The sequence below is a fragment of the Paenibacillus pabuli NBRC 13638 genome (assembly GCF_001514495.1).
In the GTDB taxonomy this organism is placed as follows: Bacteria; Bacillota; Bacilli; order Paenibacillales; family Paenibacillaceae; genus Paenibacillus; species Paenibacillus pabuli.
In genome coordinates this window covers 209433-236388 of the sequence record NZ_BCNM01000002.1, presented here as the reverse complement: position 1 = coordinate 236388, position 26956 = coordinate 209433, and the positions used below count along the sequence as shown (strand labels likewise).

Sequence of the window (26956 nt, the reverse complement as noted above, 5' to 3'; positions counted from 1 at the left end):
CCGTGTACAATAGGGAGAACGATTCTTATACCTACCCATGGAAGGGGATGCTTGAGATGCATGAACAGCTGCCAAAGAAACCTTCCTGCTGCTGCGCGGCAAGCCGGGAAGGCAAGCTGAAGGAAAAGGGTCTGCTGTTGGAAACGGCTGCATCGGTAGAGGCTGTTGAGGACAAGCCATCCAGTCATACCCGTTATACAGCGGATTTCAAGATAGCTCTAACCAATAGAGCAGAGAAGAAAGAAAGCATACGTATTGAAGGTGGACGTTTCCTGATGGGCACGAATGATCCTGAAGCTTTTGCCGCCGACGGGGAAGGCCCCGTCAGGGAAGTTCAGGTGAACTCCTTTTATTTGGACGCTTGTACGGTAACCAATGCGGAATTTGCACAGTTTGTACGTGAGACGGGGTATCAGACTGAGGCGGAGCGGTTTGGCTGGACTTTTGTTTTTCATCTGTTCGTTTCTCCGAAAACGGCGACTCAGGTTCGAACCGTGGTACAACAGACACCCTGGTGGTGGGTTGTTGAAGGTGCGGACTGGGCTCATCCCGAAGGACCCGATTCGAATGTGAACGATCGCTCTGATCATCCGGTTCTTCATATCTCATGGAATGATGCCAATGCCTATTGCCGTTGGGCGGGTAAACGACTGCCTACAGAAGCCGAATGGGAATACGCAGCCCGGGGTGGCCTGATTCAGAAAAAATATCCCTGGGGCGATACGTTAAGACCGGATGGACAGCACTATTGCAACATCTGGCAGGGGGTATTTCCAACGAAAAATAATGCTGCCGACGGTTATGCAGGTACAGCTCCATCCCAATCGTTTCCTCCCAATGCATACGGACTATACAATATGTCAGGCAATGTGTGGGAGTGGTGCGCAGACAGCTACGTTACAGATCACGAGAAGTCTGCGGGCACTGACACTGAACGATCTCTTAGTGATGATCGCAAAGTGTTAAAAGGGGGTTCCTATCTATGCCACCGTTCCTACTGCAATCGCTATAGGGTGGCTGCGAGAATTCCCAACACGCCTGATACATCTACTGGACACATCGGATTCCGATGCGCAGCAGATCTATAGTCTATAGTCTGCTTGTTTATAGAATAAGACTCTGCTATTTCACCCGAATAAGCAAACCGAACAGACCCAGTACGGCAAAGGCCAGAAAAGCTGTCGTGTTGGAAAACATTTCAATAGTGTAGCCTGCTATGGATGAACCCAGGAACTGCCCCGCACCAAGCGCGAGAAAAGCAAGGCTGATCCCGATGGACGTATTAGGACGAAATAGTCTGGTCGCCCACACGATGAATACACTGGTCAGAAAAATATAGGTGCTGCCAAACATGACGGCTGAGACCAGGCTGGCGGTCATCGATGGAAGAAGGATAACGCCGAGCGAAGCAGCCAATAGCAGAATGCCCATTCGATAGGACCATCCCATCCCGATACGATCAATAATCCGGCCAGCACACCCGCCGAGAATCCCCATAACCCCCATCACAATCCAGAACAGTACGGCTTCCGAATCGGAGGCCCCTTTTTCGTCCGTGAGAAAGTTCCGGGCAAAAGTCCAATAGATCGCAGAACTGATGCCTGTCAGAAGGGAAGCCATGAGCAGAGCCATACCGGGTCTGGTCGGCTTCATGCATGCCCAGAGGGACTTGGTGCAGGGCTCCGTTTTGCGTGTGGAAATAACGCGTCTATTCCATAACACCACCACAACACCGAGAACAGCGAAGAAGACATAAGTTAACCGCCAATATTCAGTGAACAGCCAGTAGATTGGACCTGAAACTATAATGCCAAAGCTGGTACCTGTGTTAATCCAGCTGTTCCCCCTGGCCTGCTGCTCAGGTGTAAGCTCGGCATAGACGGTGTTACCTAATGCAGGAGAGGCCAAGCCTGTACTTAATCCGGCGAGAAATACGCTTAACGTGAGAATAAATGCGTTTGGAGACAAGGCAATGCCCAATAAACCGAGCACAGCACTAACGCCCGCTAGTTGAATAACATGGTAGTGCCCAATGCGATTAATAATCAGTGGAGCACTGAGCAAGGACAGACAGTACGCAATGTAGGTTGCAGAGTTGATTGCTCCGGACTGGGCATCGTTCAGTTGAAGTGACTCCGAAATTTCCGGCATAAACAGACCATAGCTGAATCTCCCGAATGCATAACATACAGCGATAAGGGCAATCCCTGGAAAAATAATTTTTTTCATCAAATCCACCGCCTTTTAGATAGAACGATCATTATAATTTCTTGTAAATAAAAAAAGTGAGTTGAACTACTAACTCACCCGATGTTGGACTACTTGAAACTATTTTGCGTCATGTGGATAAGTTCCCGACACACGCTATTTACATTTTCTGTCTCAGCGAGTGCGGTGGAACCCTCCAGCAGCAGGACAAATTGCAACAGAGAACGGTCACTTGCGGAGGGATCCAATTTTTTGATCAAGGTGATTACATGTTTTTTGTGCGCATTGACGGTTTGCACAATCACGTGGTTTGTATCTCCGCCAAATTCTTCCTTCGCACGCAAAAACAAACATCCCCTTGACTCATGCTCCATCAGCCAGCGTGCATGTCCTTCCGCCAGATTGACGAAAACGGGCTGCGCTTTATTGTCGGCATATTGCCGCAGCTGTTCCAGATAACGCTGTTCGCGCCGCCGAAGTACTTCAACAATGAGTTCATCTTTGGAGTCAAAGTGATTATATAATGTCATGATGGCAATTCCTGCATCGGTGATAATTCGCTTCAAGCCGATGGAATGGAATCCGTGGAGGTAGAATAATTCCTCTGCCACGTTCAACAGCATTTCCTTTTTGCTGCTCATTAGGAGTCATACTCTCCTTTCAAATAAGATAGAACGATCATTATATTACCAAAGTATAGAAAAGGGTCCACATTGTCAAATACTGTGAACCATTTCGATTTCCATTTGGTGCAGAGTCTTTACCCATTCTCTAGGACAGCCAGCATCTGTGATCACCATTGATATTTGATTTAAAGGAGCAATCTGTGCAAAGGTGGAGCGTCCAAACTTGGTGTGATCAGCAACCAAAATGGCTTCTTCGGCACGTTCCATCATTTTGCGGGAGATGAGTGCCTCTTCCAGCACATAATCGGTGATCCCATCCGTTAACGATACGCCGCCTGCTGAGATGAACGCCTTGTTGACTTTGAATTGACTCAGCAATTCATGAGCCATGGGTCCGGTAGAGGCTTGTATGACCGGGGTGACTTCTCCTCCGGCAAAAATGATTTTGCCTGCAAACTCCTCTAGTGCACAGGCAAGAATGGGCACGGAGTTGGTAATGACGGTCACCTGAGACCGATGTCGCAACTGTCGGATGATCTCCAGCGTTGTTGTACCGTTGTCCAACATTACAGTCTCTCCATCCTCAATCAGAGAGGCGGCTGCCACGCCAATGGCCTGCTTTTCGTTCAGTTGAAGCTGCGCACGTTTTTGAAAAGGGGCTTCAATCATGCCTGAGCGTACACGTACAGCGCCTCCGTACACTTTGCGTAGTTCACCTTCCTTTTCAAGTCGATCCAAATCCCGCCGAATCGTTTCCGTCGATACCTGAAACAGTTCCGCCAAAACCTGAACCTGAACCTTTCCCTGGGTAGCAAGCTGGGTAAGAATGGTATGTCTGCGTTCTTCATACGTTAAAGACATGGGTCGTGCCTCCTGAAGTTTAATCAAGGTTAATGTATATTTATGTTGTGAGATATTGTGGATTGTTGTTGTTTTATTAGTTTAAGTTGGAGAGAAGATCTTGTCAATTTTGAGAGGGGAAGAAGAATGGATTCCGTACTTAATATGTATTGACAGTAATATAATGTGACGATAAGATCATATAAAACAACGAAAAACCACAACAAACAACATTTAAAAAATCAGTCCATAGGCAATGGATTATCAGGGAGGAAAAAGGGTGAAACATCAGCTTGCTTTTCAAGGAAATGGAACATTCAAAATCGTGCAGTTTACCGATCTGCACTGGAAGGACGGGCGGCCTGAAGACCTTCGGACACGGCAATTAATGAAAACGGTCATTGAAGCGGAACAACCCGATCTGGTTGTATTTACAGGCGATGTCATTTACACGGGTCCGGTCGATCCTGGCAATAAGGAATGTGAACACCCGGAGCAGGCATTCCGGGATGCCGTGTCGGTAGTGGAAGAGCGTGGTATTCCGTGGGCTTTTGTGTATGGTAACCATGATACAGAGAATCGGATTACCCCCGATAAATTAATGGATGTGATTCAGGAGCATGCGCATACCGTGACGGAACCAGGGCCTCGTGAGATTGCGGGACTAGGCAACTACACATTGGAGGTTGTCGGAGCGGATGGCCGTCCGGCGGCAGTGTTGTATTTACTCGATTCAGGGAGCTATTCCCAGTTCGAGTCCATTCCCGGTTATGGTTGGATTCAGCAGAGTCAGATCCAGTGGCTGATGTCTGAATCCACACGCGTCAATCCCGGCCGCAGCCGCGAGGATAAGCTCCCAGCCCTGGCGTTTTTTCATATCCCGATTCCTGAATATCAGTCCATGTGGGACACGCAGATCTGTTACGGCAGCAAGTACGAACCTGTCTGTTCTGCCCAAGTGAACTCGGGTCTGTTCTCGGCAATGCTGGAGATGGGTGATGTGATGGGGACCTTTTGCGGGCATGATCATGTGAATGATTTTCAAGGGACTTACCACGGCATTCGTCTCTGTTACGGGCGTTCGAGCGGGCACAGTACATATGGAAGGGAAGGTATGCTGCGGGGAGGACGGGTCATTCAATTGCAGGCGGGGCAACATTGCTTTGATACCTGGCTTCGACTGGAAGACGGATCTGTCGTGAGGGAACAGCCAGAAAATCAACCAGAGAGCACTTCGGCACAGTAGAGAATTTAGAAGAGCAAGGGATTAGAGAGGAACGTTTGATTATGATTTTACCTATAGTTCTGGTGCTCGCTTCCGGGATGGCTCACGCGGTCTGGAGTATGTTCACCAAACGCAGTTTAAACAAAAGTGTGTTTTTATGGTCCATCATGATGATTCCGACCGTCATACTGCTGCCTGTGCTTATCGTTGAGCTGGTACGTGAACCTTTATCCATGCCAGCCTATGCACTGCTCGTGTTATCGATGGCGCTGCAAGCCTTGTATTCCTGGCTGCTGTCGCAGACGTATGAATTGGGTGATTTGTCGCAGATTTATCCGATTATGCGGGGAACGAGCACCTTGTTGGTGCCATTGATCGGTGTTGCTTTTCTAGGAGAAACGTTGTCCATGCTCGGTTGGGTCGGTATTGCCTGTATGATTGCAGGATTTACGGTGCTCAGTGGTGTGGGAAGCAGAGACGGCAAATCTGGCTCAAGGGTAACAGGATCAAAGCCGGTTCTGATGGCCTTATGTGTAGGGTTATGTACAACCAGTTATGTGTTCGTGGACAAATTGAATCTAGAGCATCTTTCTCCCCTGTCGTTACTTGAAGTGACAAACATTGGCTTTGTTGCCGGATTGACTCCGGCGCTGCTCGCTTCCCGCCAACTGCGGCAGGAGTGGAAGAAGAACCGATCAACCATTATGCTGGGAGCGCTGCTGAATCCAGGTTCGTACTTATTATTTCTATTTGCATTACAGCAGGCGCCGATGGCGAGACTGGGCCCGCTTCGGGAAGTGGGGACGGTATTTGCGGCCTTCCTCGGTATTTTGTTATTGAAAGAGCAGCAGGGGAAAAAGCGTATTCTCTGTTCGATCGTTATTTTTGGCGGCATATTGCTAATTGGCATGTGGGGATAAGCGAAGTCCTGATCCCTTAGTGCGGTCCTTCCCCATGCTTCCGTGCACCTGTCAACTCCAAAGCACCATCCCTTCATTAATCCCCTCAGGGTAAATGATCTTAAGGAACATCTGTTCAGATGAGCTTAGGATGATTGCCAGAGGGGATTTGTTTATTTTATCGCAGGTACTCAAACATGATATATTGGAAACTAGAAATGTATCGGTAAAGTAAAAGTGAGTAATGATAGCTCTACGATTATCAGGACGGAGTGACAGGGAGAGACGCTATATGCTGCATGAGGAAAAGTTGATCCAGACGATTACGGAGCATGAAAAATTAATACAGGACCTACGGCGGGTTCGCAATCTTGATCTGCCTCAGTGTTACATAGGTGCGGGGTATATTCGTAATTATATCTGGGATGTGCTTCATGGCTATCCTCTTCGCGAACTGCACAGCGATATTGATGTGGTTTACTACGATACGGAAGACATGCGTGAGGAGCGGGACCTGCTGCTGGAACAAAGGCTTCGCGAGGAGACGGGCAATTCCAAGTGGTCGGTGAAAAATCAGGCGAGGATGCATCTGCGTAATGGAAACGAGCCCTATCAATCCACAGAGGATGCTCTTCGATATTGGCCAGAAATCGTTACTGCCATAGGTATACGGTTAGGTAAACAGGAGCAGGTTGATATTTGTGCCCCGCATGGGCTGGAGGATCTGTATTCGTTAATTGTACGCCAAAGTCCTTTTTTCTCGGATGCAGACGACTATAATCAGCGTGTAGAGAAGAAGTGCTGGCAGCAGCAGTGGCCCATGCTTACAATCATAAGATCCTGAATCAAGGGCATGTGACGGAAGTGCAGGCTCAAGAAGGAGTGTTACTGGATTTATGAAAAAGTTTATACAAGAAAAAGGGCTGATCCTTGATCTTATTTTCATTGCATGTTTTGTGTTCTTTCTGGTCTTCTGGGGCTTGAACTTCGCGGTGAAGTTTTTTGGCATGATCACTATCGCTTTTATCGTGTTAAGGCGGATTGACTATCAAAGGCATATCCTGCTGAAACGCATCCTGCTTACCGGGTTCGGAATCGTTGCGGTTTCGTTTGTCATTATCGAAGCCCTTGTGTTTACTCAGCTTGGCGCGAATGATCCCGAAGAAGCAGACTATGTCATTATTCTCGGTTCGGGCATCAAGGGGACGGAATTGTCATTGACCTTGAAACAAAGGCTGGATGCTAGTCTGGACTATATTCGCAGTCATCCTCAGACACCAGTGATTGTATCCGGCGGGCAGGGGCCGGGAGAATCCATTCCGGAAGCACTCGCCATGAAAAACTACCTTGTTGATCAGGGCATTAGCCCCGCACAAGTCATTATGGAAGATCGATCAACGAGCACCCAGGAGAATTTGGCTTTTTCCAAAAAAATCATTGATGCCTCCGGGCTGGAGCATCCCGAGATCATGATTGTCACGAGTGACTATCATATGTTCAGATCCAAGTATCTGGCCGCCAAGAACGGTTACGCCGCTGAATATGGCATATCGGCTCCTTCACCGGGTTATCTGAAACCGATCAATATGATCCGTGAGTATTTTGCGGCGATTAAAGCGTTTATCTGAGGTATTGCGCGAGTTCAGAAATGGATTGCAATAAAATATATCGAGCCCAAAAAGGCAACGCTCAACTCCTAATCGAGTGAACGTTGCCTTTTTGTTAGAATCCCGGACTGGATATTGTCTTATTTATCGGCACGATACAATATATATCTTCAATAGAAAACGATCCAGACTCTTTTTTTGCAGAGCCAACCAACATTGACAAACTCCTTGAACGAACAGAACAAGTGTTGAGTGAACTATCCGTCCGAATTATCAGTGCACCCAACTTTCCACTTATGTAGATGTTTTACTTCCTGAAAATTTACAGGGCGTTTAGTTTGACTGAGACAGCTTCCGTATGCCAAAGCGGCGTACGTGGGGCTGTTTTTTTGTTGGAACACACCATCAATCGAAAGAATCTTGTACAATGAGGTAGTTGGAAAATTGAAACATAAATGGGGTACAAACATGAGAGGATGCATTAGTTACTAGCCAAGAGCAGAATCAAAAAGCATTTTATCCGGCTGAGGGATTCAAATGATGCCCACAACTAATTTTTGAGAATGACCCATGATTATCTGATCAGAAATAATCATTAGACTGCTTTACAACTTTTGCGGAATGGTATGTATCGAGGGTAGAAGGATAAAAAGAAGGGGTGCAGCTGATTTGAAAACATACATATTGTTATTTGAAGGCTACGTATCTTTTGAGATTATGTTAGCCAGCTATTTTATGAAAACGCAAGGAGACATCATTACGGTGGCTCTGGAAAAGGGAGCGTTACAATCCTATGAGGGATTTTCAGTTAATCCCGCTGTTCTATTAAATGAGATTAATTCATCCGAAGTGGATCTTTTCATAATTCCCGGAGGAGATGTTACGGCATCGCTGCACCACCCGGGCTTGATGTACTTCATCAAAGAACTTAATGAGCGTAAGACGCCCATTGCAGCCATCTGTGCAGGAACATTGTTGCTCGGTCAAGCGCAAGTATTGGAAGGCAGATCATTTACGACTAATGCTGAATCCGAGATGAGAGCAATCACGGTCCAAGGGGAATATGTGAATGAAGGTGTTGTTGTTGATGGACATATCATTACAGCCAAGGCGAATGCTTATGTGGATTTTGGAATCGAAATCGGCAAAGTTATGAATATATATTCAGGTCCTGAAGATCTGGAAGAAACGATTCAAGTGTTCAAATATTTCAACGACAAATCATGATATAATATACGTCATTAATAGAAGAACGATGTAGGAGTGAATGATCATTACAGTATATATGTTACCCGCTCTCTATGAGCAAAAGAAAGTTTCAGCGCAGGACATGGAAGAGATTGTACGTCTGTTGGCGCATGCACCATTACTATACGATGACGGATTAAGCATCCAGGTTCAGGACTTCATCGAAGGATTGGAGATCGAGCTTGCGCATGAGGTGCGGCGCGCAGTCATCGAGTTGTATGAACTGGCTGTGCAAGCATGTCGCCCCTTGGCCGATCCACCTGCTTATGAGCAGCTTCAGGATGCACTTGGATTACAGGCCGAATTATGGCAGGAAGAAGTGCTGACGCTTGCCGAATGGATGGAATGGTTGAAGCAGATCGCTCAGGGACAAAGAAAACTGCCAGAATACGATTTTACAGCCATGCTGGGGAATTTGCCCGAAGGATTCATGATTCATGATTTCCATGATGAGCTCCGGTATCAGTTGGAGCAAAACCCAACGAACGCATGGGCGATCGAAGAACGCAGCCGTTTATATGCAGCATTGGGAGTGAATTGAAATCAAACGAAACGTGCGGCGACGGTGTTAATTCATATATAGAATGTTTTTCTTTACCCAGTATGGGGAAATGAGGGGATACCGTGAAAAAGGTTGTGTTGGCGGGTGGAACAGGGTTTGTTGGTCAGGATTTTGCCCAAAGATTCAAGAAGTTAGGCTATGAGGTGTTTATCATCTCGCGTCAGTCTGGTCATATTTCCTGGGAAGACCGCACAGGGATTATACAGGCACTTGAAGATGCTGAATTGCTGATTAACCTGGCCGGGAAATCTGTAAACTGCCGTTATACGGACGAGAACCGCAAAATCATTCTGGAATCCAGAACACGCACAACCCGCATTTTGGGCGAGTCCGTTCTGGCTTGTAGCCATCCTCCTGAACTATGGATTAATTCGAGCACGGCCACGATATATAGACATGCAGAAGATCGCCCCATGACAGAGAAAGAGGGCGAGATTGGCTCCGGCTTCTCGGTGGATGTCGCCAAGGCGTGGGAAAAGGCTTTTTTTGAATTCAGTCTGCCGTCTACACGTCAGATTGCATTACGGATTGCCATTGTGCTGGGAGAAGGCGGCGTCATGGAGCCGCTGACCAATCTGGTCCGCTTTGGGCTGGGTGGATCACAAGGAACTGGAACCCAGCAGTTTAGCTGGATTCATATAGAGGATTTGTTCCGCATGGTGATCTATGTTCAGCAGCATCCGCAACTGGAGGGCGTATTTAATGCTTCCTCTCCGCATCCTGTTACGAACCGCCAGCTTATGGAGAGTCTGAGACGTCAGATGGGAGTGCGGATTGGACTTCCTTCACCTCGCTGGATGCTGGAACTGGGCGCGCGATTCATTCGGACCGAAACAGAACTGGTTCTCAAAAGTCGCTGGGTGATTCCCGAGAGGTTGGAAAGAGAAGGATTTACATTCAAATATGATACGCTCGATCTTGCACTTGCCGAGATTTTGAAACAGGGAAATGAGTCAACGTGACTGAATAAAAAAGATACCACAGCCGGAGGGGGAGTGTTATTATCCCCTCATGGTAGACAGTGAAAAAAGAGGAAATGTTACAATGAACTCAAACACTGAATACTGGAGGGGATTTGTGTTATGTCAGCGAAGAAACGAAGAGAGAAGCGGTTCGTCTACGGGTGGAGGAAGGTTGGGCGTATAGTGGGATCATGGAGCCTGTCTATAATACGAACAAGACATTTAAATCGGTTAAAGTTTGGGTGAATGGTTTTTATACTTCACAATCAGAATACATCAGTACAGATAATGCAATTCAAAGTATTGCGACGCATGAACTGGGTTTGGCACATGCACCAGAAAGAACATTATCAGTAATGGTCCCAGCAACCTTTTTATCAGATGGAGATGAGATACGATGCTTTGGAGATACAACAGTGCAGGGGACATCACTGGGGCGCAGAGCTGCAGCTGAGCTGCGGACAAATAAACGTCAGACACGTTTCGTGTTCAAACTATATATATAAAGTAAAAAAAAGCGACCCCGCCAGCGATATGCTTGTGAGGTCGCTTTTTTTTACTTTTGTTTAAGCAAGTATTCACACAGATTAACATACATCTCTTGCATCTGAAGAGATTTCAAAAGATATGATGGGTTTACATCTGCCGGCACTATCAACTTCACGAGAGATACGAACTCATCATATGTTGGCGGAGAATCACTCAATAGGAAATCATCAGGAACTGAAAAGAATTTATTTCTTTCCTTTATATCTTCTACCTTCTCCCAATGAAAAAGCTCCATTTGTTCGTCTCTTGAATTGGATTGTTCTTTTAGCCTGCGGTTAAATATGTATAACACATCGGTCAAAGAACGAGTTTGCTTTTCATTAAAATCGTGATCAAGTAGGAACATGAAATATGGATGTTCATCCGAGGCAACCACTGTTCTAATGAGCTTGATTTGATATTTCAAAAGCTCAAGTTGTTCATCTACATTCATTCTATTCCTACCTTGTAAATTATTAAAATGCAATATATATAATAGCCTTAGCTATTTCTGTCGCTGCACCTTGTGGAATACTGCATTCGAATATTAAAAATCCAATTAAGTTTTTCTCTACCACCAGTTCAGTCTCTTCTAAGAAGTTTGCAATAGATAAACGGTTTTCTTTTACATAATCAGCATACTCTTTTTTGGCCAGATATTCCAACAACTCTTCAATTAGTTCTCCGCCGTATTTAAGCGCCCATAAAGTTGTGGAGTGCTTGCAAATGCGGAAATCGGAGCTAGCGTGAAGGAGAGAGCAAGTACAGAACTAAACATAACTAATACCGTTTTTTTCTTAATTGTTTTCAACATCGTTTTACCTCGATTTTTTACTTTTATTACAAAATAAATCATATAGATCGGCCACATTGCCATTGATTTCTGCAATCAGCTTTAGGAGGTTTTTCCTAAGCAGGTTCATCACGATGGCTGTCTCTTCCCTTGTAATCGGCGCACCAGGACGGGTCCCATCAAAGTATCCATTAGCCTGCGCTTCTGTCCAAGATGCTTCAGCCCATGGGCTCACAACGTTAATGTCATGTTCTTGTGACACCGCTTTGTCCTCCTTAACGGGCGTCTGCCCATAATAATTAATTAAGTATTGTGTCGGCTCCGCAACGCCCGCTTCTGTGGCAGTGTAACCAAACTGAGGTGTCCAAGATTTACGCACTGCATAATGCAAATGTGCCTCGCTGCTGATGCCACTACTGCCTTGCTTGCCGATCAGCTGCCCACGTTTTACTTGTTGACCAACTTTTACGCCTGCATCTGAAAGATGGGCGTAAACGTGCAGATAACCTTTTTCATCTTTGATGGCCACCCTCACACCATAATTTCCAAAACCGGATCCGGACACACCCATTTTGGCATGCAGCACCTCGCCAGCCACAAATGCATAGATTGGTCCGTCTGCAGGTGTGACAACGAGATCCATGCCCCTGTGAAACTAGTTAACCCCGCTCATTGGATGCTTGCGCATGCCGAACGGACTTGTGAGCCGGTACCCGTCAAATGGATTACTCATGTCTTTCTCCTTCCCGTATCTCGCTTTTAGATCCGATAGGCTGGCGTTGAATTCATTCAGACCCACATTGCCCGTAATGCCTGGAACCTTGCCTGCATCGCTATATTGCCATATGGTCCAGGTCTTCCATGCAGGCTGATCATCTGGAACCTTTGTGTTAAACTATGGCGGGCAATCCATAAGTCATAACCCGATAAACCAGAATCAAAATTGCTTGCAAATGAATTGCCCGTGTAAATGATCGGTTTGACACCTGTCAGCCGCTCCAGCTCCGTCAGAAATGCTTTGGCCACAATGTTGATCTGTCTCTTGCTGATCCCGTTCGGATTGTTCTCGTAGTCCATTACAGGCGGGAGTTGCAGGGCTTTCTCCCCGCCGATCTCCTCGAGGGATTTTGCATAATGGACTGCCTCTGCCCTTGCTGCAGCTGCCGATGTGGCTCGTAGGAAATGATACATCCCAACCATCACCCATGCCGACAACGCCCCCTTAACGTTGGCCGTGAAATTCGGATCAGTGTATGTCTGGCCTTCAGTAGCTTTAATGAACACAAATTCTCGCTTGTCCGCTTTCACCTGAAACCAGTCAATTTTGCCCCGGTACCGAGAAACGTCAATTCCCTGATCTTGATATATCTTGGAGTAAGTGGTATCTCAATTTAAAGGATCTTGCTAGGGATCAGATTTGGTTGTTAAGGCAAACGTAACAGCCCAAAATGGTACGGTTGTAACGGGTGAAAATTTTTATGATTATAAGCAAAAATCCGAAATATATATTCAAGAAGTTCTAAAAGGTGACTCGGCTTTACTCAATCAAAAAGTCTCACTCTCTCAAATGGGTGGTGAAGACCAAAATGTTGTAGTCAAATATCATGGAACAACCCCTCTTGTTGAAAATGATAGTGTAATTCTTTATTTAAAGAAAACTGGAGACAAGGAGTATATTCCAATTAATGAAGATGTGAGTATATTTAAAGTAGAGGCTAATGAGCAACTTACAAATTTACAAAGTCATAAGATTATCTCTGAATTGAAACTAATGGAGGAATCTACTTTACAATAGAATGATTTAATAAAAAAAGCAGCCTTAATCGGCTGCTGCTTTCATTCCTTCCATTCTTTCTGCTTTATAGTAGGTGTCATTATCCTTTACTGCGATATAATCGGTTGTCTCGAAATTCTTTATTTTGAATAATTTTGTCCCTTTTTTATACTTGTTGGAAAACAAATTCGGTAAATCATTATTTTCATTTGTGGAGTGTTTTTTAATAATTCCAATTTCCTCCTCCACTTCAGTAACAGTTTCATTTGTTACCTTGTATACCCCATTCTTCCACGTTACAACATCAAATGCCCAACTTTGAAGTTCTCCATGATTTGAGTTTGAACATGCCACAAGGAACAACATCGAAGTCAGCATGAATACAATAGTCCTTATCATAAAAAATCCTCCCACTATAAAGTGATGTTTCCCCCTATTTTCTCGCTTGGTATAAACCCATATTTCACACTCTTTAATGAAGAAAATTCAAACAGCAAGAAACAAACATGTTCGCCGATAAGGTAGTAACTGAAGATATTCAACCCAATGGATTTTATTGGAATTTTGATTGCTCCAAAGCGTGAATCGTCACAATCGCCCCCCATAAAGAAAAGACAAAACCGAACTGGCTCGCGAACTTTCCGCATGGGAAAACGAGCGAAACACATCTCAAAAGGGAGTGGACTGCAATGTACTACCGAGGATGCTCGAATTAAATTGTCTCTTTTTTTAGATCTAACAAATAATACAGTAGAATCTAGTATCTATGTTTGGCACATCAGATGGGATGCAAGCCTACTGTGTGGAGTGGGTTGGGTATTTCACCTTTTTTAAAGTTAGCACGCAAGAAGCATTCCGTACATGAAGAAATGCGTCTTGCGTGCAAATTCACTGAGAAGGAATAGTTTTCCTTTATGCATTTGGGATATACTATTAATTATGTATGATATATTCTGGAACGATGTTGATAGACTAGGGGAACATGAACAAATGAGAAACGCCGTAAATAACATGGATAAATAGTTAGGAGGGAGTAACATAAAGTTGCCTACCAGACTGGATAAATTACTGATGGGATAGATCAACTTCCAAATTTGCACGTTAAATAAAAACAAAAGGGTATAATTTTATGAAAGTGTCATTTTGGTAGGGAACTTTATATCAATGTACAATTATACAGCCAAACAAGATACCCTTCCTTATAAAAATCGAGGAAGGGTATCTTGTTTATAAGTTATGGACTTTTTCTGTGGCCTCCCGGAGGGGCAGAGATATCTGCCCTTTCTGCTGTATTTTCTAAAGCACTTCATCATCATGTTTAGCATAACAGCGATCGGAAGGGTGTTCTGTCACCGGAGTTTTAGTGTAAATATTCATTAGTTGAACTTATATCGATCAGTCAGAAGAAGAGAAAGAGGTAGGTCATATGCAGCTTAGAAGAGTAAGAATTGTGGGAACAGGCAAGTATTTGCCTGAACAGGAAGTAACCGACGAGGAGCTGGATCGCCGTTTGCAGGTGCCTGCGGGCTGGGTCAGTAAAGCAACAGGTGTTGGTGTACGTCACTATGTTTCCGGTGCAGAAACCTCTTCCTTCATGGGAGCGAGGGCTGCTGAAGCTGCACTTGCGGATGCGGGATTGACGTTCGCAGATATCGATTGTCTGGTGTGCACGAGCGGTACGAAGGAACAACCTTTACCCAGTACGGCCGTATTCATTCAGCAGGCGATGGGGCAGCAGGATTCAGGTGTACCGGCTTTTGACATGGATGCCACCTGCTTAAGTTTCCTGAACGGGTTGGATGTCATTTCCTATATGGTAGATGCCGGGCGTTATAAAAGAGTGCTGCTTGTAGCTACGGAGATCGCTTCGAAGGGATTGAATTGGTCGAACAAGGAAAGTGCTGCCCTGTTCGGTGACGGAGCCGCCGCCGTCATTATTGAACGCACTGCAGAAGGGGAGTCTTCGCAGATTGTACATGCTTCCCTGAAAACGTACAGCCGCGGCGCGCGATTTTCGGAAATTGCCGGTGGGGGCACTCGTCTGCATGCCTCGAATTATGTAGCCGAGCAGCCGGCCCCCTATCTTTTTCATATGGATGGACAGGCCATCTTCCGTATGGCTTCCCGATTGCTGCCTACATTTATTGACGATATGCTGCAGGCAACCGGTAACCAGATGAAGGATTTCCAATTGGTGATTCCGCATCAGGGAAGTGCCATGGCGATGCGACTGATTCGCAAAAAGCTGGGGATCGCAGAGGACCGTTTTATGGACATTACACGAAATCACGGCAATACCATTGCCGCTTCCATTCCGATGGGGCTGCATGAAGCGATCAAGCAAGAGCGCATTCAGCGTGGAGATCGGGTGTTGATGATCGGTACAGCCGCTGGATTGTCACTGGGAGGACTCATTTTTGACTATTAGATTCACGAAGAATGAACATCAAGCATCCGCATCGTTAAATGTGCTGCTCACGGGCGGCCGGGCACCGGTAACCCTGGATCTGGCGCGTATGCTTCATCGTGCAGGTCACCGGGTTTACGTAGCGGAGAGCGTGGTGCGTCATTTGTGCAGAAGGTCCAGTGCGTTGCAGCAGTGCTTCACGGTTCCATCTCCACGTCATGAAACAGAGAATTACTTGTTCGAGATGGAGACTCTGGTTCAAGCCTGGCAGATCGACGTGTTGATTCCGATGTGTGAAGAAGTTTTTTATATTGCTCAAGGAGCAGAGCGGCTGCGCCATTATTGTCATGTACTTGTTTCGTCTCTGGAGCAGCTGCATGAATTGCATCATAAATATGACTTTATCCAGCTCGCAGCATCGCTCGGTCTTTCGGTTCCGGTTACCCGTCTGATCAACAGTCGGCAGGAATGGATGGAAATGCAGGCTGATCTGGAAATAGAGGGGGAATGGGTATGGAAGCCGGTATACTCCCGCTTTGCTGCCAGAGTTCGAATGCCAATGTCCTCTACAGGAGACTTTGATGGAGGCTCACCTGATCAGAAGATACACGCAATTAAAATGAAGCAGCACCGCTTACAGAACGACGATACTCTTGGTGACACGGAAATATCCTCAGCTTCCCCTTGGGTTGCTCAGGCTTATATTGCCGGACAAATGTTATGTACATACAGTGTAGCTTATGAAGGGACAATCGTTGCACATACGACCTACGACAGTCGCTATCGAACGGGCAGCGTAGGGGCGAGTGTTTTTTTTGAACATGTGGAGCATGAAGGAATTTACGAGTGGGTAAGGCAATTTGTACAGGCGACAGGGTTTAGCGGGCAGATTGGTTTTGATTTTATCGAAACAGCGGACGGACAAGTGTATGCCATTGAGTGTAATCCGAGGGCGACCAGTGGCATTCATTTGTTTCACCCAGGAGATGGCTTGGTACGCGCTTTAATTGCGCCTGATGAACTGGCGAAAGCCGCAGAAGTAGTTATCCCCAAGCAAAGCAGTAAAGCGATGTTGATGCTTCCGATGCTGGGAAGTGGATTGCAGCAGCTCTGGGGGAAGGGCGACCTGCGAGCATGGATGGCAGCCTGGCGGGGAACGAGGGATGTGGTGTACCTGAGACACGATGCGAAACCTTGGTTTGAGCAATTTGGGGTTGTGCTCTCCGCCTGGCGGCTGGCAAGGCAGCATAAGCTTTCGCTGACTGAAGCTTTGACTCACGACATAGAATGGAACGGTGAACAACGATGAATAAAGCATTGGTTACAGGAGCAACCGGATGTCTGGGCAGGCATCTGGCGATTCGGCTTGCAGAGCAAGGCTGGGAAGTTACGGGTATGGGACGCCAGCAAAAGCACGGTGCACAGCTTGAGGCGGCAGGCATCCGATTTTATCACGGAGATATACGGGATCAGGCGGCGGTAAATGAGGCCTGTTCGGGTCAGGATGTAGTGTTTCACTGTGCAGCGTTATCGTCGCCATGGGGGAAGTATCGGGATTTTTACAGCAGCAATGTGGAGGGGACACAGCATTTGGTGGATCGGTGCATGAAAGGTGGCGTACAGCGCTTCATTCATGTATCGACGCCAAGTCTGTATTTTAACTACAGTCCCCGATATGACATACATGAGAATGACCCCTTGCCATCCAAACCAGCCAATCATTACGCTGCCACCAAGCGGCTCGCTGAGCAAGTGGTTTTGCAGGCTCATGTCAATGGACTTCCATCGATCATGATTCGTCCAAGAGCCATTTTTGGCCCGTATGACCAGACGCTTTTTCCCAGAATCGTTGCAGCAAATGCCAAATCGGGTGTACCCATGATCGAAGGCGGACAGGCACTCATTGACCTGACTTGTGTCGATAACGTGGTGGATGCGCTGTTGTTATGCAGGGATGCCAAGACAGAAGCGCTGGGTCGTGCCTACAATATTTCCAATGGAGATCCGAGGCCGTTCCAGGATTTGGTGAGCACGTTGTTTGGAATGCTGGAAATGCCTTTACACCGTCGAAACATTCCCTACCGAGCAGCATACGGGGCAGCCGGAGTGCTGGAACGTGTACATCGCTTTCTTCCTGCGTTAGGTGAACCTCAATTGACACGGTATACGGTCGGTTCCTTATCCATCCCGCAGACGCTGGATATTACGGATGCCCGTGAGAAGCTGGGGTATGTCCCTCGGGTGACCATTGATGAGGGGTTACAACAATTTGCAGACTGGTGGAGGGCTGAATCATGCTGACAACAACTTCGGTAAAGCTCCATCTGGGCGCAGCGGGTTACTGCACACATCCGGAATTTCTGACGCTGCGTGGTGGACGTTTGCGTCCGGTGGCCTTTCCGGCTGGCTTTGCGTGTATCATCCATCCTGTACATGGTCCAATTTTGCTGGACACGGGATATAGCTCCCGTTTTTTCAAGGAAACGGCTCATTTGCCAAACGCGCTTTACCGTCATATTACACCTGTGGTCTATCGTGAAGAAGACAGTGCGGTACATTTTCTGGCTCGCTTAGGACTGAAAGCTTCGGATATTCGGTACATCATCCTCTCGCACTTTCATGGGGATCATATCGCAGGTGTGCGGGATTTCCCACAGGCACAATTGATCTTTCTGCCAAGAGCCTATGACGCTGTACGTTCACTTGGACCCATTGCGGCTGTAAGGGCAGGCTTTCTGTCCGGGCTGCTGCCAGAGGACTTTAATGCCCGATCATTGCCTGTTACGAAGCAGCCGGAGCGATGGGTGACAGCGGGTGAGGATTTTCCTTTTTCCAAGGTATACGATATTTTCGGTGATGGCAGTCTGCTGGGTGTTGACGTATCGGGTCATGCGGAAGGCATGATGGGAATTTTGCTCAGTACGGAGTCGCATGATTATTTTCTGTGCGCGGACGCAGTGTGGTCGAGTCGTGCTTTTCAGGAACAACGCAGACCTCACGCACTCGCTGGAATCATTATGTCGGATCGTCAGGCGTATCGAAGGAATTTTGACAGACTGGTTCAGCTGCATCAGCAGTTTCCAGCGATTCGGATTGTGCCCAGTCATTGCCAGGAAGCGCTGAATGCTTGGGGTATACCGGGTGAGGACATATGAGCAGTACACTGCGTATTGTCTATCATTATGCACTTGCACGGGGATTGAGAAAATGGAAAACACGAGGGCAGCTTGAACGCTGGCAGGAACGCCAGATCATTCGGCAAGTGGAGCGGGTTCGTGAAAAGTCCCCTTTTTACCGGGAGTGGTGGGGTGATGTTGATGCATGCAAGTGGAGAAGCTTTCCGCTGATTGACAAAACGATCATGATGCAGCATTTCGATCAGCTTAACACGATGGGCATTTCCAAGGACGAAGCGATGGCTCTCGCCGGGGAAAGCGAGGAAACGCGTAATTTCAAGCCATCCGTTCAGGGCGTGACAGTAGGTTTATCCTCAGGCACATCAGGCAACCGGGGGTTGTTTCTGGTGAGTGATCGGGAACAGGATGCGTGGACAGGGGCGGTGCTGGCCAAGCTTCTGCCTGGCGGACTGTGGAAGCCTGCCAAGATCGCCTTTTTCCTGCGGGCGAACAGTAATCTGTATGAATCAGTGCAGCGGGGCAAGTTGCAATTTCAATATTTTGATCTGCTAGAGCGTGTCGATACCTTGGTTAAACGTATGGAAACCTACCGACCCACCGTCTGGGTAGCGCCGCCCTCCATGCTGAGAATGTTGGCTGACGCCTATACGTCAGGTACATTGACTGCTGTACCGGACAAAATCATTTCAGTTGCCGAAGTGCTGGACCCGCTGGATCGCAAGGTGCTGGAGCATGTGTTTGGGCAAACAATTCATCAGGTGTACCAATGTACGGAAGGGTTCTTGGGCGCAACCTGTCGCTTCGGCACACTTCATTTGAATGAAGACATTGTTCATATTGAAAAAGAGTTCATTGATCCTGCGACCCGGAGGTTCGTGCCTGTGATTACGGACTTCTCCAGAACCTCACAGCCGATAATCCGGTATCGGCTGAACGACATTCTGACCGAGGCAGCGGTTCCTTGTGCCTGTGGGTCTCCGTTCACGGCCATTGAGCGGATCGAAGGCCGCTGTGATGACACGCTTTATTTTCCACATCGACAAACGGGCGAAGCCGTACCTGTATTTCCGGATTTTGTTACGCGTGCGGTGATTGCAGCCTCTCCAGCTATTGAGCATTATCGCGTCGTGCAGCGAGGTAACGGGATGTTGGAAGTATCGCTTCGGCTTGGAGGAGGAGAAGGGATGCAGCGGGTGGAAACCAATGTCAAGCGGGAGCTGATGAAGCTGGGAGAGCGGCTGGAATGTACGATACCAGAGATCAGATTCGTTCCTTATACATTTGAACCGGGAATAACGAAGCTGCGCCGAGTGGAGAGACAGCACACTTGAGTGAAGCGTTGTGATGAAAATTGGTAACGAAGATAAATCCACTAAATCTACTAAATTCACCAAGGGAAGAGGTGATGCAGATGACAGAACAGAAGATACAGACAGAGGATGAACATATAGGGGGCAAAACAGGTTCAACCGTGGAAAAGTCGAAAGAGTTCGATCCAAACGCTCCCGTGGTGTTAATTACGGGTACATCAAGTGGATTTGGCATGCTTACGGCGGTTACGCTGGCTAAACAAGGATATCATGTTGCAGCAACGATGCGAGATTTGAGTCGGAATACGGAGTTGGCAAGGTTGGCGGGGCAGGCGGGTATCTCGGATCGACTGCAGTATATTCGGCTGGATGTGACGGATGCTGATTCGGTGCAGGAGGCTGTTCAGGCGGTACTTCAAAACCATGGGCGGATCGATATGCTGGTGAACAATGCGGGATTTGCGCTTGGCGGATTTATTGAGGAAGTATCCATGGATGATTGGCGTAGGCAAATGGAAACGAATCTGTTCGGTCTAATTGCCGTTACACGTGCGGTCCTGCCTGTCATGCGTGAGCAGAAGCAGGGGTTGATCATCAACTTGTCAAGCGTCAGTGGATTGTCCGGCTTTCCGGGGTATGCGCCGTATGCTGCATCCAAATTCGCCGTGGAAGGTTTCACGGAAAGTTTGCGTCATGAGATGTCCTCGTTCGGCGTCCGGGTTGTGTTGGTAGAGCCAGGTGCTTATCGCACACCCATATGGAATAAAGGCCTGGGTGAAATTCACAGGAGCGATCATTCTCCCTATAAAGATAAGCTGGACGCAGTTCTTCGCTATTCCCAGCATGCTGGAGAAACTGCGCCTGATCCGCAGGAGGTGGCCGATCTGATTGCTCGCATTGCACGGATGCGTGCACCAAGGCTTCGTTATGCGCTGGGCAAAGGCTCGCGTTTGCTTATCATCGGCAAATGGCTGCTTCCATGGAAATGGCTGGAGTGGATTATCGCGCGTGGACTGAGATAGGCGGACCAGATGCAAATATCAATGAATCTTCAACTAATAACACTGGAGGAGTTTCCATATGAAAATCGCTTTTGTTTTGTTTGATGGTCTGACTTTCCTCGATTTTGCAGGATTTTATGATGTGATCAATCGGTTGAATTACTTTGAACAAACCAAAGGCACGACGTGGGAAACATGTGCGATGACAGGTCAGGTTACGGACGAATCAGGCCTAACGTTGAAGGTGGACCGGGTGAAGCCCAATTTGGCGGAATATGATCTCGTTTTTGTGCCTGGTGGCATGGGAACCCGAAAGCTTCGGTTTGATGAGGCTTTCATAGGCTGGCTGAGGCAGGCCGAGAATGTTTCGCTGAAAGTGTCGGTGTGCACAGGCTCTCTGCTGATGGGGGCGGCGGGGTTTTTAACAGGTAAAAAAGCAACGACGCATCCCAATGTCTATAATCTGCTTGAGCCATACGTTGCCGAGGTGATTCAAACCCGGATTGTGAAAGACGGAAATGTGATTACAGCTGGAGGGGTAGCGACGTCCATTGATCTGGGGGTCTATGTCGTAGGTTTGCTTGCAGGCGAGGAAGCCGCAGCGAACGTGAAGCTGCAGATCGATTATCCTTATGAAATGCAGGGAGTGGTTGAGAATGAATGAAGGTCCAAAGGAGAACGTGTTCATTCTTCGTAATATACGCAGAGATGAGGCAGAACAGTATTGGCCTTTGCGGCTGGAAGCGCTGAAAAATCATCCGGAAGCCTTCGGGGCTTCCTTTGAAATGTCGATTCAGCTTCCCATGAATGAAGTGCAGGAACGTATACATAATGAAGCTGATGATTACATTCTGGGGGCGTATACAGAAGAAGGCATCCTCGCAGGAACGATGGGATTCAAAAGAGAACAGGGACTTAAACTGAGGCACAAAGGATACATCTGGGGAGTCTATGTCTCACCGCCATATCGTGGATGTGGACTTGCTTCCCGATTGCTCCGCGAAGTATTGGATCGGGGCAGAGGACTGGAAGGCATAGAGCAAATCAATCTCAGTGTGGTTACCACAAACAAGTCAGCAAGGCGATTGTATGAGCAGTATGGATTTGAGACCTATGGCATTGAGCGTAATGCACTGGTCGTTCAGGGGAAGGGTTACGATGAGGCTCATATGACGTACTTCTATGCTGATCGTTTGAATGTCAGCGGTGAGCATGTTGAGGCGGGTGGCGACATATGACCGACACGGTTCAACTTGAACTTGACGGCATTTCCTTTGAGTTAAAAGAACCTCATTCATTCGAGTGGATCGTGCGCATGGGTACCGTATTTCGGGTGTTTGATCAGCAGGATTCCGGCAATTTGTCCTTTGGTGTTCTGGGTCAGGACGGAGAGCGGAAATTCGTGAAATACGCGGGAGCACGCACAATCCATGCCAATAGTACAGGAACGCCTGCCGAAGCGATTCATCATCTGAAAGCATCCGTTTCGATATACGAAGATTTGACACATGACACATTGATTCAGTTAAAAGATCATTTTACAACAGAACATGGCTACGTCTGTGTATTTGATTGGGTGGAAGGGGAATGTTTGCATTCCCACTGGGATTATCCACCGCCAGCCAAATATGAGGACCCTCGTTCCCCCTATTATCGATTCAGACAACTTCCGGTAAAGACGCGCATTCAGGCGATGGAGCAGATTTTGGATTTCCACATCGAAGTGCAGCGGAGAGGGTATGTGGCCGTTGATTTTTACGATGGCAGTCTGATCTATGATTTTGACAAACAAACGATGAAAATATGCGATATTGATTTGTATCGAAAAGGCTCTTTCACGAATACGATGGGACGGATGTGGGGTTCATCCCGCTTTATGTCTCCTGAGGAATTTGAGTTGGGTGCGCCGATTGATGGACTAACGAATGTGTTCAATATGGGAGCGATGGCTTTCTCATTGCTTGGTGGAGAGCTGGATCGTTCGTATGCCAGATGGGATGCCGGAGAAGCATTATATCAGGTGGTTGTTCGTGCGGTTAATCCAGAACGAACTCAGCGATATGAGTCGGTTGCTGAATTAGGTGCTGCATGGAAAAAAGCTGTGCTGCAGAATAAATAAGCTATATTGGATCGTTGTCTGATACGTAAAATCCTCACGTATATTACCCATACGCAATTGTGCACATTGGATTCGTATCTGCACGAAATATACCGTATAATGGAAATTAATGAGGGGGTGCTTGGCCATGTGCAATTATTCGATGTCAGGAGTAGTATCTGAATTTCAGAAACACTATGAAGCTGGAAAAAGAAGGGTAGGCGAACAATTATTGCAGAGGCTCATTCCGTAATTATGAATCTATCTAACATTTCACCCCTGGGTCTGATGCAAATACAGGCAGATACATTGTATACGATGGACGATCGGAAACGTCTGTTAAGCATTAACGAAGCGGATGGCGGCCAGGCTCCAGCCTTATTTATTGGAATAACTTCTGCCGGGCAATGCTCCTATTATCACGAGCAGTTACCGATCAATCTGATCGAGGAACTAGGCTGTGAATCCGGTCTTCCGCTTGATATTCCGAAATTGATTCGGATGGTGGAGACGTTTAAGCCAGTGCAGAGTGTGTGGATGGGTCCGGCGTACGCATTTCCCGAGAAGTGTGGCGAATGGCATCCAAATGTTCAGCTTATTGATCGTCATCGTGCCTTTCAGCTGGCAGAACATTTTCCTGATTTAATGGAGCATCTGTCTGCAAAAATGCCCGTTGCCGCTTATGTCATTGAGGGTTCGGCTGTCGCTGTATGTTGTTCAGCTCGTGTATCCACACAGGGGGCTGAGGCAAGTCTGTATACGGCCCCTGATTTCAGAGGTCAGGGGTATGCAGCGGAGGCGGTAAAATGCTGGCAGCATCATGTTAAAGAGAGTGGGCGAATTCCGCTCTACAGTACATCATGGGATAATGTAGCTTCACAGGCAGTTGCCCGGAAGCTGGGTTTAATCCAGTTTGGTGTGGATTTCAGCATCACGACAACACCATAAAAGGATGAAGTTATGTATGCTTAATGAAAAACGTTAATACGCTGAGTGGATACCCGGCAACAAAGTGGGAGTTGCTGCATATGATTAGGACTTTTGTAGAAAAGGACCTGCAATATGTCATTGAAGCGCATATCCGTATCTATCGGGATGAGTATAATTATGATCATAGCTTTGCGGAGTTTATTGCACATGCTGTACAAGAGTTTGAGCGTTCCGGTAATTACGCGAGAGAAATGGGAGCTTATTCTGAACGGGGAACAGGAGTGATGCAATGATTCGCAAATGGATGGTTAGCGGCACATTGGTGCTATGTACAGCTGCATGGATGCTTGCAGCATGCCCCAATCAAGCGGGGAGTCAGGACGCAGCGTGGGAGGTTGAGAGCAGTCTTCAACAGATCGTGAGCGAGCCTGGAAGCATGATAAGCAGTAACCCTAATGATTATATCGCTGACAACCCAGCAGCGTGGGAGCAGATCATAAATACGGGGGAAGATGGGCTGAACATCCTGATTCAGCAGCTGGAGTCCAGTGCAGATAATGGCCTTAAAGAATGGCTTATGGCTCAGGCAAGTACCGAGCTGCTCGGAGAGCGTAATCCCGTGGAGGATTGGCAAAGTGGCAAAGACTGGCTCAGACAGTATAAAATGAATGTAGAATAATGATAATGACTCATCATCATTGTGTATGATTTACAGCGGAAGTAGTGGAGGGAACGGAATCGATTCTGAAGAAGCGGTAGCGTTCGCCTTTGTCTCCGAATTTGCACATTTATAAAATTTATCAAAAAATTTGGAGACAACAGCGATCGGAAGAACGATCCGTAACCGAAACGATCACCGCGGGTCGTCAAGCGTTAACGTCTGTGATGATCCGGAATAACATAACTCACCTCCAGTCATCATGAGCAGGAATGAGAGGTTCCAGGAACCCGAAAGAATACACGTTATAGAGGTGAAACCCTTGAAGAAGAAAATTGCATTTTTTGACTCGGGAATCGGTGGTTTAACCGTCTTGCATAAGGCTTTGCATCAATTCCCTGAAGAACAGTTTCTGTATTATGCAGATACACTGCATGTTCCTTATGGCACCAAGTCTGCGGATGAGGTTAGAGGACATATTTTCAACTGCGTGGAGGCTATTGTTCAGGAAAATGTGCAAGCGATCGTAATAGCCTGTAATACAGCAACGAGTCTGGCCGTGAAGGATTTGCGGGCCAAGTACGATATCCCTGTCATCGGGATGGAACCTGCTGTGAAACCGGCAGTGGAAATGAATCGAAAAAGCGGCAAAAGGGTACTCGTATTTGCTACAGCCCTGACCTTGAGCCAAAAGAAATATAATGAATTGGTATCCCGAGTGGATGATCATCACAGCGTGGATTCCATTCCGCTGCCTGAGCTCGTGGAGTGGTGTGAGCAGCTGGATTTTGACCCGCAGAAGATTGCAGCATATTTCCGTCTTAAGCTCGCTGATCTTGATCTGGATTTATACGGTACAGTTGTACTGGGCTGCACACATTATCCGTTCTACACCTCCATTCTTCGGTCAGTTCTGCCTGATCATATCCAAATTATTGATGGCAGTACGGGTACGGTTAACCGTGTGAAGCAGCTTCTTGGATTAGGCAATCAGACGGGTGCGAATACAGCACAGCAAATTACATTTCTGAGTTCGTCTGGTCGTACACAAGACTTGGAAAACATGAGCATCGCGCTCCGTTATTTGGAGTTACAACATTCCTTGTAAGCTAAACGAGAGGAGGTGAGGTAAACGGCTATGGAGTCTGTTTATCTTATTCGTCACGCCAAAGCCACAGGACAAGAGCCGGAAGCCAGGCTTACAGACGAGGGACTTCGTCAGGCTGAAGAACTTGCTGAGATGCTGGCAGCGCACCATATCGAGTACATCGTGTCGAGTCCGTGGAGAAGGGCCCTACAGACCGCAGCACCACTGGGCAGAGCCGCCCTTCAACATATACATACGGATGAACGTCTTCAGGAGAGGGTTCTGAGTACCCTTCATCTGGACAACTGGATGGATGTGCTCGAACGTACATATACCGACGAGGATTGGACGGAAGAAGGGGGGGAGTCTACGCGTTTCGCTACCATGCGGGGACTTGAGGTGTTAGGGGAGCTATGGAACCGATCGGAGCGTACTGCTGCGGTGATTACACATGGCAATATGTTATCCCTTTTGCTTCGCAGTTACGATGCATCCTTTGGATTCGAAGCGTGGAAAAATTTCACCAACCCTGATGTATATGTCTTGAAAAAACAGCCTGGGGATGAAACCTCCTCCTACAGCATTCGCCGTATATGGCCAGATTAAAATGAAAGAGAGTGCTCCAGCGACAGTGATGATCGGCTAGAACACTCTCTTCCGTATACAATTATGGTCTACAATACGGCAATGATTAACATGACCCATCCCGCCAGGAATGCTACTCCGCCAAGAGGTGTGATGGCTCCCAGTTTACGGACACCTGTAACGCTCAGTACGTACAGGCTGCCCGAGAATAGGAGAATACCGGCAAATAACAGCCATCCGGCGAGCAAAACGAGAGAAGCCTGATCCTGTCGATCGGCGAGCAGTCCGAGCAGGATGATCCCTAGTCCGTGAACTAGGTGATACTGGACGCCGGTCTCGTATATTTTGATCATGTCAGCAGACATTCTGCGCTTGAGCGCATGTGCACCAAAGGCGCCGAGGGCAACAGCAAGAAACATCATGATACTTCCGAGTATAATCAGGGTCTGCATGTGTCTTGTCTCCTTTTAT

Annotated in this window: 33 protein-coding genes; 24 read left to right on the top strand and 9 right to left on the bottom strand. The window is 47.2% G+C overall.

Features of this window, described 5'->3' with window-relative positions; all coding sequences use genetic code 11:
- The first annotated feature begins 56 nt into the window (after positions 1-56).
- Positions 57-1088 (top strand): formylglycine-generating enzyme family protein, encoded by a 1032-nt coding sequence (locus tag PPA03S_RS04620; RefSeq protein ID WP_062320675.1) that lies wholly within the window; start codon positions 57-59, stop codon positions 1086-1088.
- Positions 1089-1122: 34 nt separating this feature from the next.
- On the opposite strand, the gene PPA03S_RS04615 is transcribed toward PPA03S_RS04620, so the two are convergent.
- The 3 genes from PPA03S_RS04615 to PPA03S_RS04605 all read right to left on the bottom strand — a co-directional run bounded on the left by PPA03S_RS04615 (position 1123) and on the right by PPA03S_RS04605 (position 3695).
- The gene (locus PPA03S_RS04615; RefSeq protein ID WP_062320320.1) at positions 1123-2229 is read right to left on the bottom strand and encodes an MFS transporter; all 1107 of its coding nucleotides are present in this window, start codon (positions 2227-2229) and stop codon (positions 1123-1125) included.
- 89 nt (positions 2230-2318) lie between these two features.
- Complete coding sequence (locus tag PPA03S_RS04610) at positions 2319-2849, bottom strand: TetR/AcrR family transcriptional regulator (protein ID WP_062320318.1); 531 nt, start codon at positions 2847-2849, stop codon at positions 2319-2321.
- Positions 2850-2924: 75 nt separating this feature from the next.
- Positions 2925-3695 carry a DeoR/GlpR family DNA-binding transcription regulator gene (locus PPA03S_RS04605; protein ID WP_062320317.1) on the bottom strand — a complete coding sequence of 257 codons (771 nt, stop codon included), beginning with the start codon at positions 3693-3695 and terminating at the stop codon, positions 2925-2927.
- A 259-nt stretch (positions 3696-3954) separates the two neighbouring features.
- On the opposite strand from PPA03S_RS04605, the gene PPA03S_RS04600 reads away from it, so the two are divergent.
- From PPA03S_RS04600 to PPA03S_RS04565, 8 genes are all read left to right on the top strand, one after another.
- On the top strand, positions 3955-4920 hold the full coding sequence (locus PPA03S_RS04600) for a metallophosphoesterase family protein (RefSeq protein ID WP_062320315.1): 966 nt from the start codon (positions 3955-3957) through the stop codon (positions 4918-4920).
- Between the two features lie 41 nt (positions 4921-4961).
- On the top strand, positions 4962-5819 hold the full coding sequence (locus PPA03S_RS04595; protein ID WP_245683509.1) for a DMT family transporter: 858 nt from the start codon (positions 4962-4964) through the stop codon (positions 5817-5819).
- 271 nt (positions 5820-6090) lie between these two features.
- On the top strand, positions 6091-6642 hold the full coding sequence (locus tag PPA03S_RS04590) for a nucleotidyltransferase family protein (protein ID WP_326100142.1): 552 nt from the start codon (positions 6091-6093) through the stop codon (positions 6640-6642).
- A 52-nt stretch (positions 6643-6694) separates the two neighbouring features.
- Complete coding sequence (locus PPA03S_RS04585) at positions 6695-7426, top strand: YdcF family protein (protein ID WP_062320312.1); 732 nt, start codon at positions 6695-6697, stop codon at positions 7424-7426.
- Positions 7427-8074: 648 nt separating this feature from the next.
- On the top strand, positions 8075-8632 hold the full coding sequence (locus PPA03S_RS04580) for a DJ-1/PfpI family protein (protein WP_062320310.1): 558 nt from the start codon (positions 8075-8077) through the stop codon (positions 8630-8632).
- A 40-nt stretch (positions 8633-8672) separates the two neighbouring features.
- Positions 8673-9194: a hypothetical protein gene (locus tag PPA03S_RS04575; RefSeq protein WP_062320309.1), complete on the top strand. Its 522-nt coding sequence runs from the start codon at positions 8673-8675 to the stop codon at positions 9192-9194.
- Positions 9195-9277: 83 nt separating this feature from the next.
- Positions 9278-10177, top strand: a complete 900-nt coding sequence (locus PPA03S_RS04570; protein WP_062320307.1) for a TIGR01777 family oxidoreductase — start codon at positions 9278-9280, stop codon at positions 10175-10177.
- Between the two features lie 161 nt (positions 10178-10338).
- On the top strand, positions 10339-10683 hold the full coding sequence (locus PPA03S_RS04565) for a hypothetical protein (protein WP_167665976.1): 345 nt from the start codon (positions 10339-10341) through the stop codon (positions 10681-10683).
- 50 nt (positions 10684-10733) lie between these two features.
- Here the strand turns inward: PPA03S_RS04565 and PPA03S_RS04560 are convergent, their stop codons facing one another.
- The 4 genes from PPA03S_RS04560 to PPA03S_RS32150 form a co-directional block, all read right to left on the bottom strand.
- Positions 10734-11159 carry a hypothetical protein gene (locus PPA03S_RS04560; RefSeq protein WP_062320302.1) on the bottom strand — a complete coding sequence of 142 codons (426 nt, stop codon included), beginning with the start codon at positions 11157-11159 and terminating at the stop codon, positions 10734-10736.
- 22 nt (positions 11160-11181) lie between these two features.
- Positions 11182-11433 (bottom strand): YqxI family protein, encoded by a 252-nt coding sequence (locus tag PPA03S_RS04555; RefSeq protein ID WP_501193425.1) that lies wholly within the window; start codon positions 11431-11433, stop codon positions 11182-11184.
- Between the two features lie 90 nt (positions 11434-11523).
- Positions 11524-12141 carry a M23 family metallopeptidase gene (locus PPA03S_RS04550; RefSeq protein ID WP_062320299.1) on the bottom strand — a complete coding sequence of 206 codons (618 nt, stop codon included), beginning with the start codon at positions 12139-12141 and terminating at the stop codon, positions 11524-11526.
- Between the two features lie 146 nt (positions 12142-12287).
- Positions 12288-12806, bottom strand: coding sequence for a glycoside hydrolase family 25 protein (locus tag PPA03S_RS32150; RefSeq protein ID WP_245683508.1), 519 nt, complete (start codon positions 12804-12806; stop codon positions 12288-12290).
- Positions 12807-12915: 109 nt separating this feature from the next.
- Between PPA03S_RS32150 and PPA03S_RS04540 the strand changes: the two genes are divergently transcribed.
- Positions 12916-13293 carry a hypothetical protein gene (locus tag PPA03S_RS04540; RefSeq protein WP_062320295.1) on the top strand — a complete coding sequence of 126 codons (378 nt, stop codon included), beginning with the start codon at positions 12916-12918 and terminating at the stop codon, positions 13291-13293.
- 24 nt (positions 13294-13317) lie between these two features.
- Here PPA03S_RS04540 and PPA03S_RS04535 read toward each other — a convergent pair whose 3' ends face one another.
- Positions 13318-13671 (bottom strand): hypothetical protein, encoded by a 354-nt coding sequence (locus PPA03S_RS04535; protein WP_062320293.1) that lies wholly within the window; start codon positions 13669-13671, stop codon positions 13318-13320.
- A gap of 1027 nt (positions 13672-14698) precedes the next feature.
- On the opposite strand from PPA03S_RS04535, the gene PPA03S_RS04530 reads away from it, so the two are divergent.
- The 14 genes from PPA03S_RS04530 (at position 14699) to PPA03S_RS04465 (ending at position 26506) form a co-directional block, all read left to right on the top strand.
- Positions 14699-15700 (top strand): beta-ketoacyl-ACP synthase III, encoded by a 1002-nt coding sequence (locus tag PPA03S_RS04530; protein ID WP_062320291.1) that lies wholly within the window; start codon positions 14699-14701, stop codon positions 15698-15700.
- Complete coding sequence (locus PPA03S_RS04525) at positions 15690-16988, top strand: ATP-grasp domain-containing protein (protein ID WP_062320290.1); 1299 nt, start codon at positions 15690-15692, stop codon at positions 16986-16988. Before PPA03S_RS04530 ends, PPA03S_RS04525 begins: the two co-directional genes overlap by 11 nt.
- Positions 16985-17980: an NAD-dependent epimerase/dehydratase family protein gene (locus PPA03S_RS04520; RefSeq protein ID WP_062320287.1), complete on the top strand. Its 996-nt coding sequence runs from the start codon at positions 16985-16987 to the stop codon at positions 17978-17980. Before PPA03S_RS04525 ends, PPA03S_RS04520 begins: the two co-directional genes overlap by 4 nt.
- Positions 17974-18834 (top strand): MBL fold metallo-hydrolase, encoded by an 861-nt coding sequence (locus tag PPA03S_RS04515; protein WP_062320285.1) that lies wholly within the window; start codon positions 17974-17976, stop codon positions 18832-18834. Before PPA03S_RS04520 ends, PPA03S_RS04515 begins: the two co-directional genes overlap by 7 nt.
- Positions 18831-20147, top strand: a complete 1317-nt coding sequence (locus tag PPA03S_RS04510; RefSeq protein WP_062320283.1) for a F390 synthetase-related protein — start codon at positions 18831-18833, stop codon at positions 20145-20147. Before PPA03S_RS04515 ends, PPA03S_RS04510 begins: the two co-directional genes overlap by 4 nt.
- An 80-nt stretch (positions 20148-20227) precedes the next feature.
- Positions 20228-21148: an SDR family oxidoreductase gene (locus tag PPA03S_RS04505; protein WP_062320281.1), complete on the top strand. Its 921-nt coding sequence runs from the start codon at positions 20228-20230 to the stop codon at positions 21146-21148.
- Between the two features lie 58 nt (positions 21149-21206).
- Positions 21207-21791, top strand: a complete 585-nt coding sequence (locus PPA03S_RS04500) for a DJ-1/PfpI family protein (protein ID WP_062320279.1) — start codon at positions 21207-21209, stop codon at positions 21789-21791.
- Positions 21784-22365 (top strand): GNAT family N-acetyltransferase, encoded by a 582-nt coding sequence (locus PPA03S_RS04495; RefSeq protein ID WP_082704000.1) that lies wholly within the window; start codon positions 21784-21786, stop codon positions 22363-22365. Before PPA03S_RS04500 ends, PPA03S_RS04495 begins: the two co-directional genes overlap by 8 nt.
- The gene (locus PPA03S_RS04490; protein WP_062320276.1) at positions 22362-23246 is read left to right on the top strand and encodes a serine/threonine-protein kinase; all 885 of its coding nucleotides are present in this window, start codon (positions 22362-22364) and stop codon (positions 23244-23246) included. Before PPA03S_RS04495 ends, PPA03S_RS04490 begins: the two co-directional genes overlap by 4 nt.
- Positions 23247-23480: 234 nt before the next feature.
- Entirely contained in the window at positions 23481-24173 is a 693-nt protein-coding gene (locus tag PPA03S_RS04485; RefSeq protein WP_062320274.1) for a GNAT family N-acetyltransferase, read from the top strand.
- A 23-nt stretch (positions 24174-24196) separates the two neighbouring features.
- Complete coding sequence (locus tag PPA03S_RS04480; protein ID WP_062320272.1) at positions 24197-24448, top strand: hypothetical protein; 252 nt, start codon at positions 24197-24199, stop codon at positions 24446-24448.
- Positions 24445-24834 (top strand): hypothetical protein, encoded by a 390-nt coding sequence (locus tag PPA03S_RS04475; RefSeq protein WP_062320270.1) that lies wholly within the window; start codon positions 24445-24447, stop codon positions 24832-24834. Before PPA03S_RS04480 ends, PPA03S_RS04475 begins: the two co-directional genes overlap by 4 nt.
- Positions 24835-25135: 301 nt before the next feature.
- The gene (gene murI / locus PPA03S_RS04470) at positions 25136-25921 is read left to right on the top strand and encodes a glutamate racemase (RefSeq protein ID WP_245683507.1); all 786 of its coding nucleotides are present in this window, start codon (positions 25136-25138) and stop codon (positions 25919-25921) included.
- A gap of 30 nt (positions 25922-25951) precedes the next feature.
- On the top strand, positions 25952-26506 hold the full coding sequence (locus tag PPA03S_RS04465) for a histidine phosphatase family protein (protein WP_062320266.1): 555 nt from the start codon (positions 25952-25954) through the stop codon (positions 26504-26506).
- Between the two features lie 68 nt (positions 26507-26574).
- Here the strand turns inward: PPA03S_RS04465 and PPA03S_RS04460 are convergent, their stop codons facing one another.
- Positions 26575-26937 carry a DUF423 domain-containing protein gene (locus PPA03S_RS04460; RefSeq protein ID WP_062320264.1) on the bottom strand — a complete coding sequence of 121 codons (363 nt, stop codon included), beginning with the start codon at positions 26935-26937 and terminating at the stop codon, positions 26575-26577.
- Positions 26938-26956 lie beyond the last annotated feature (19 nt).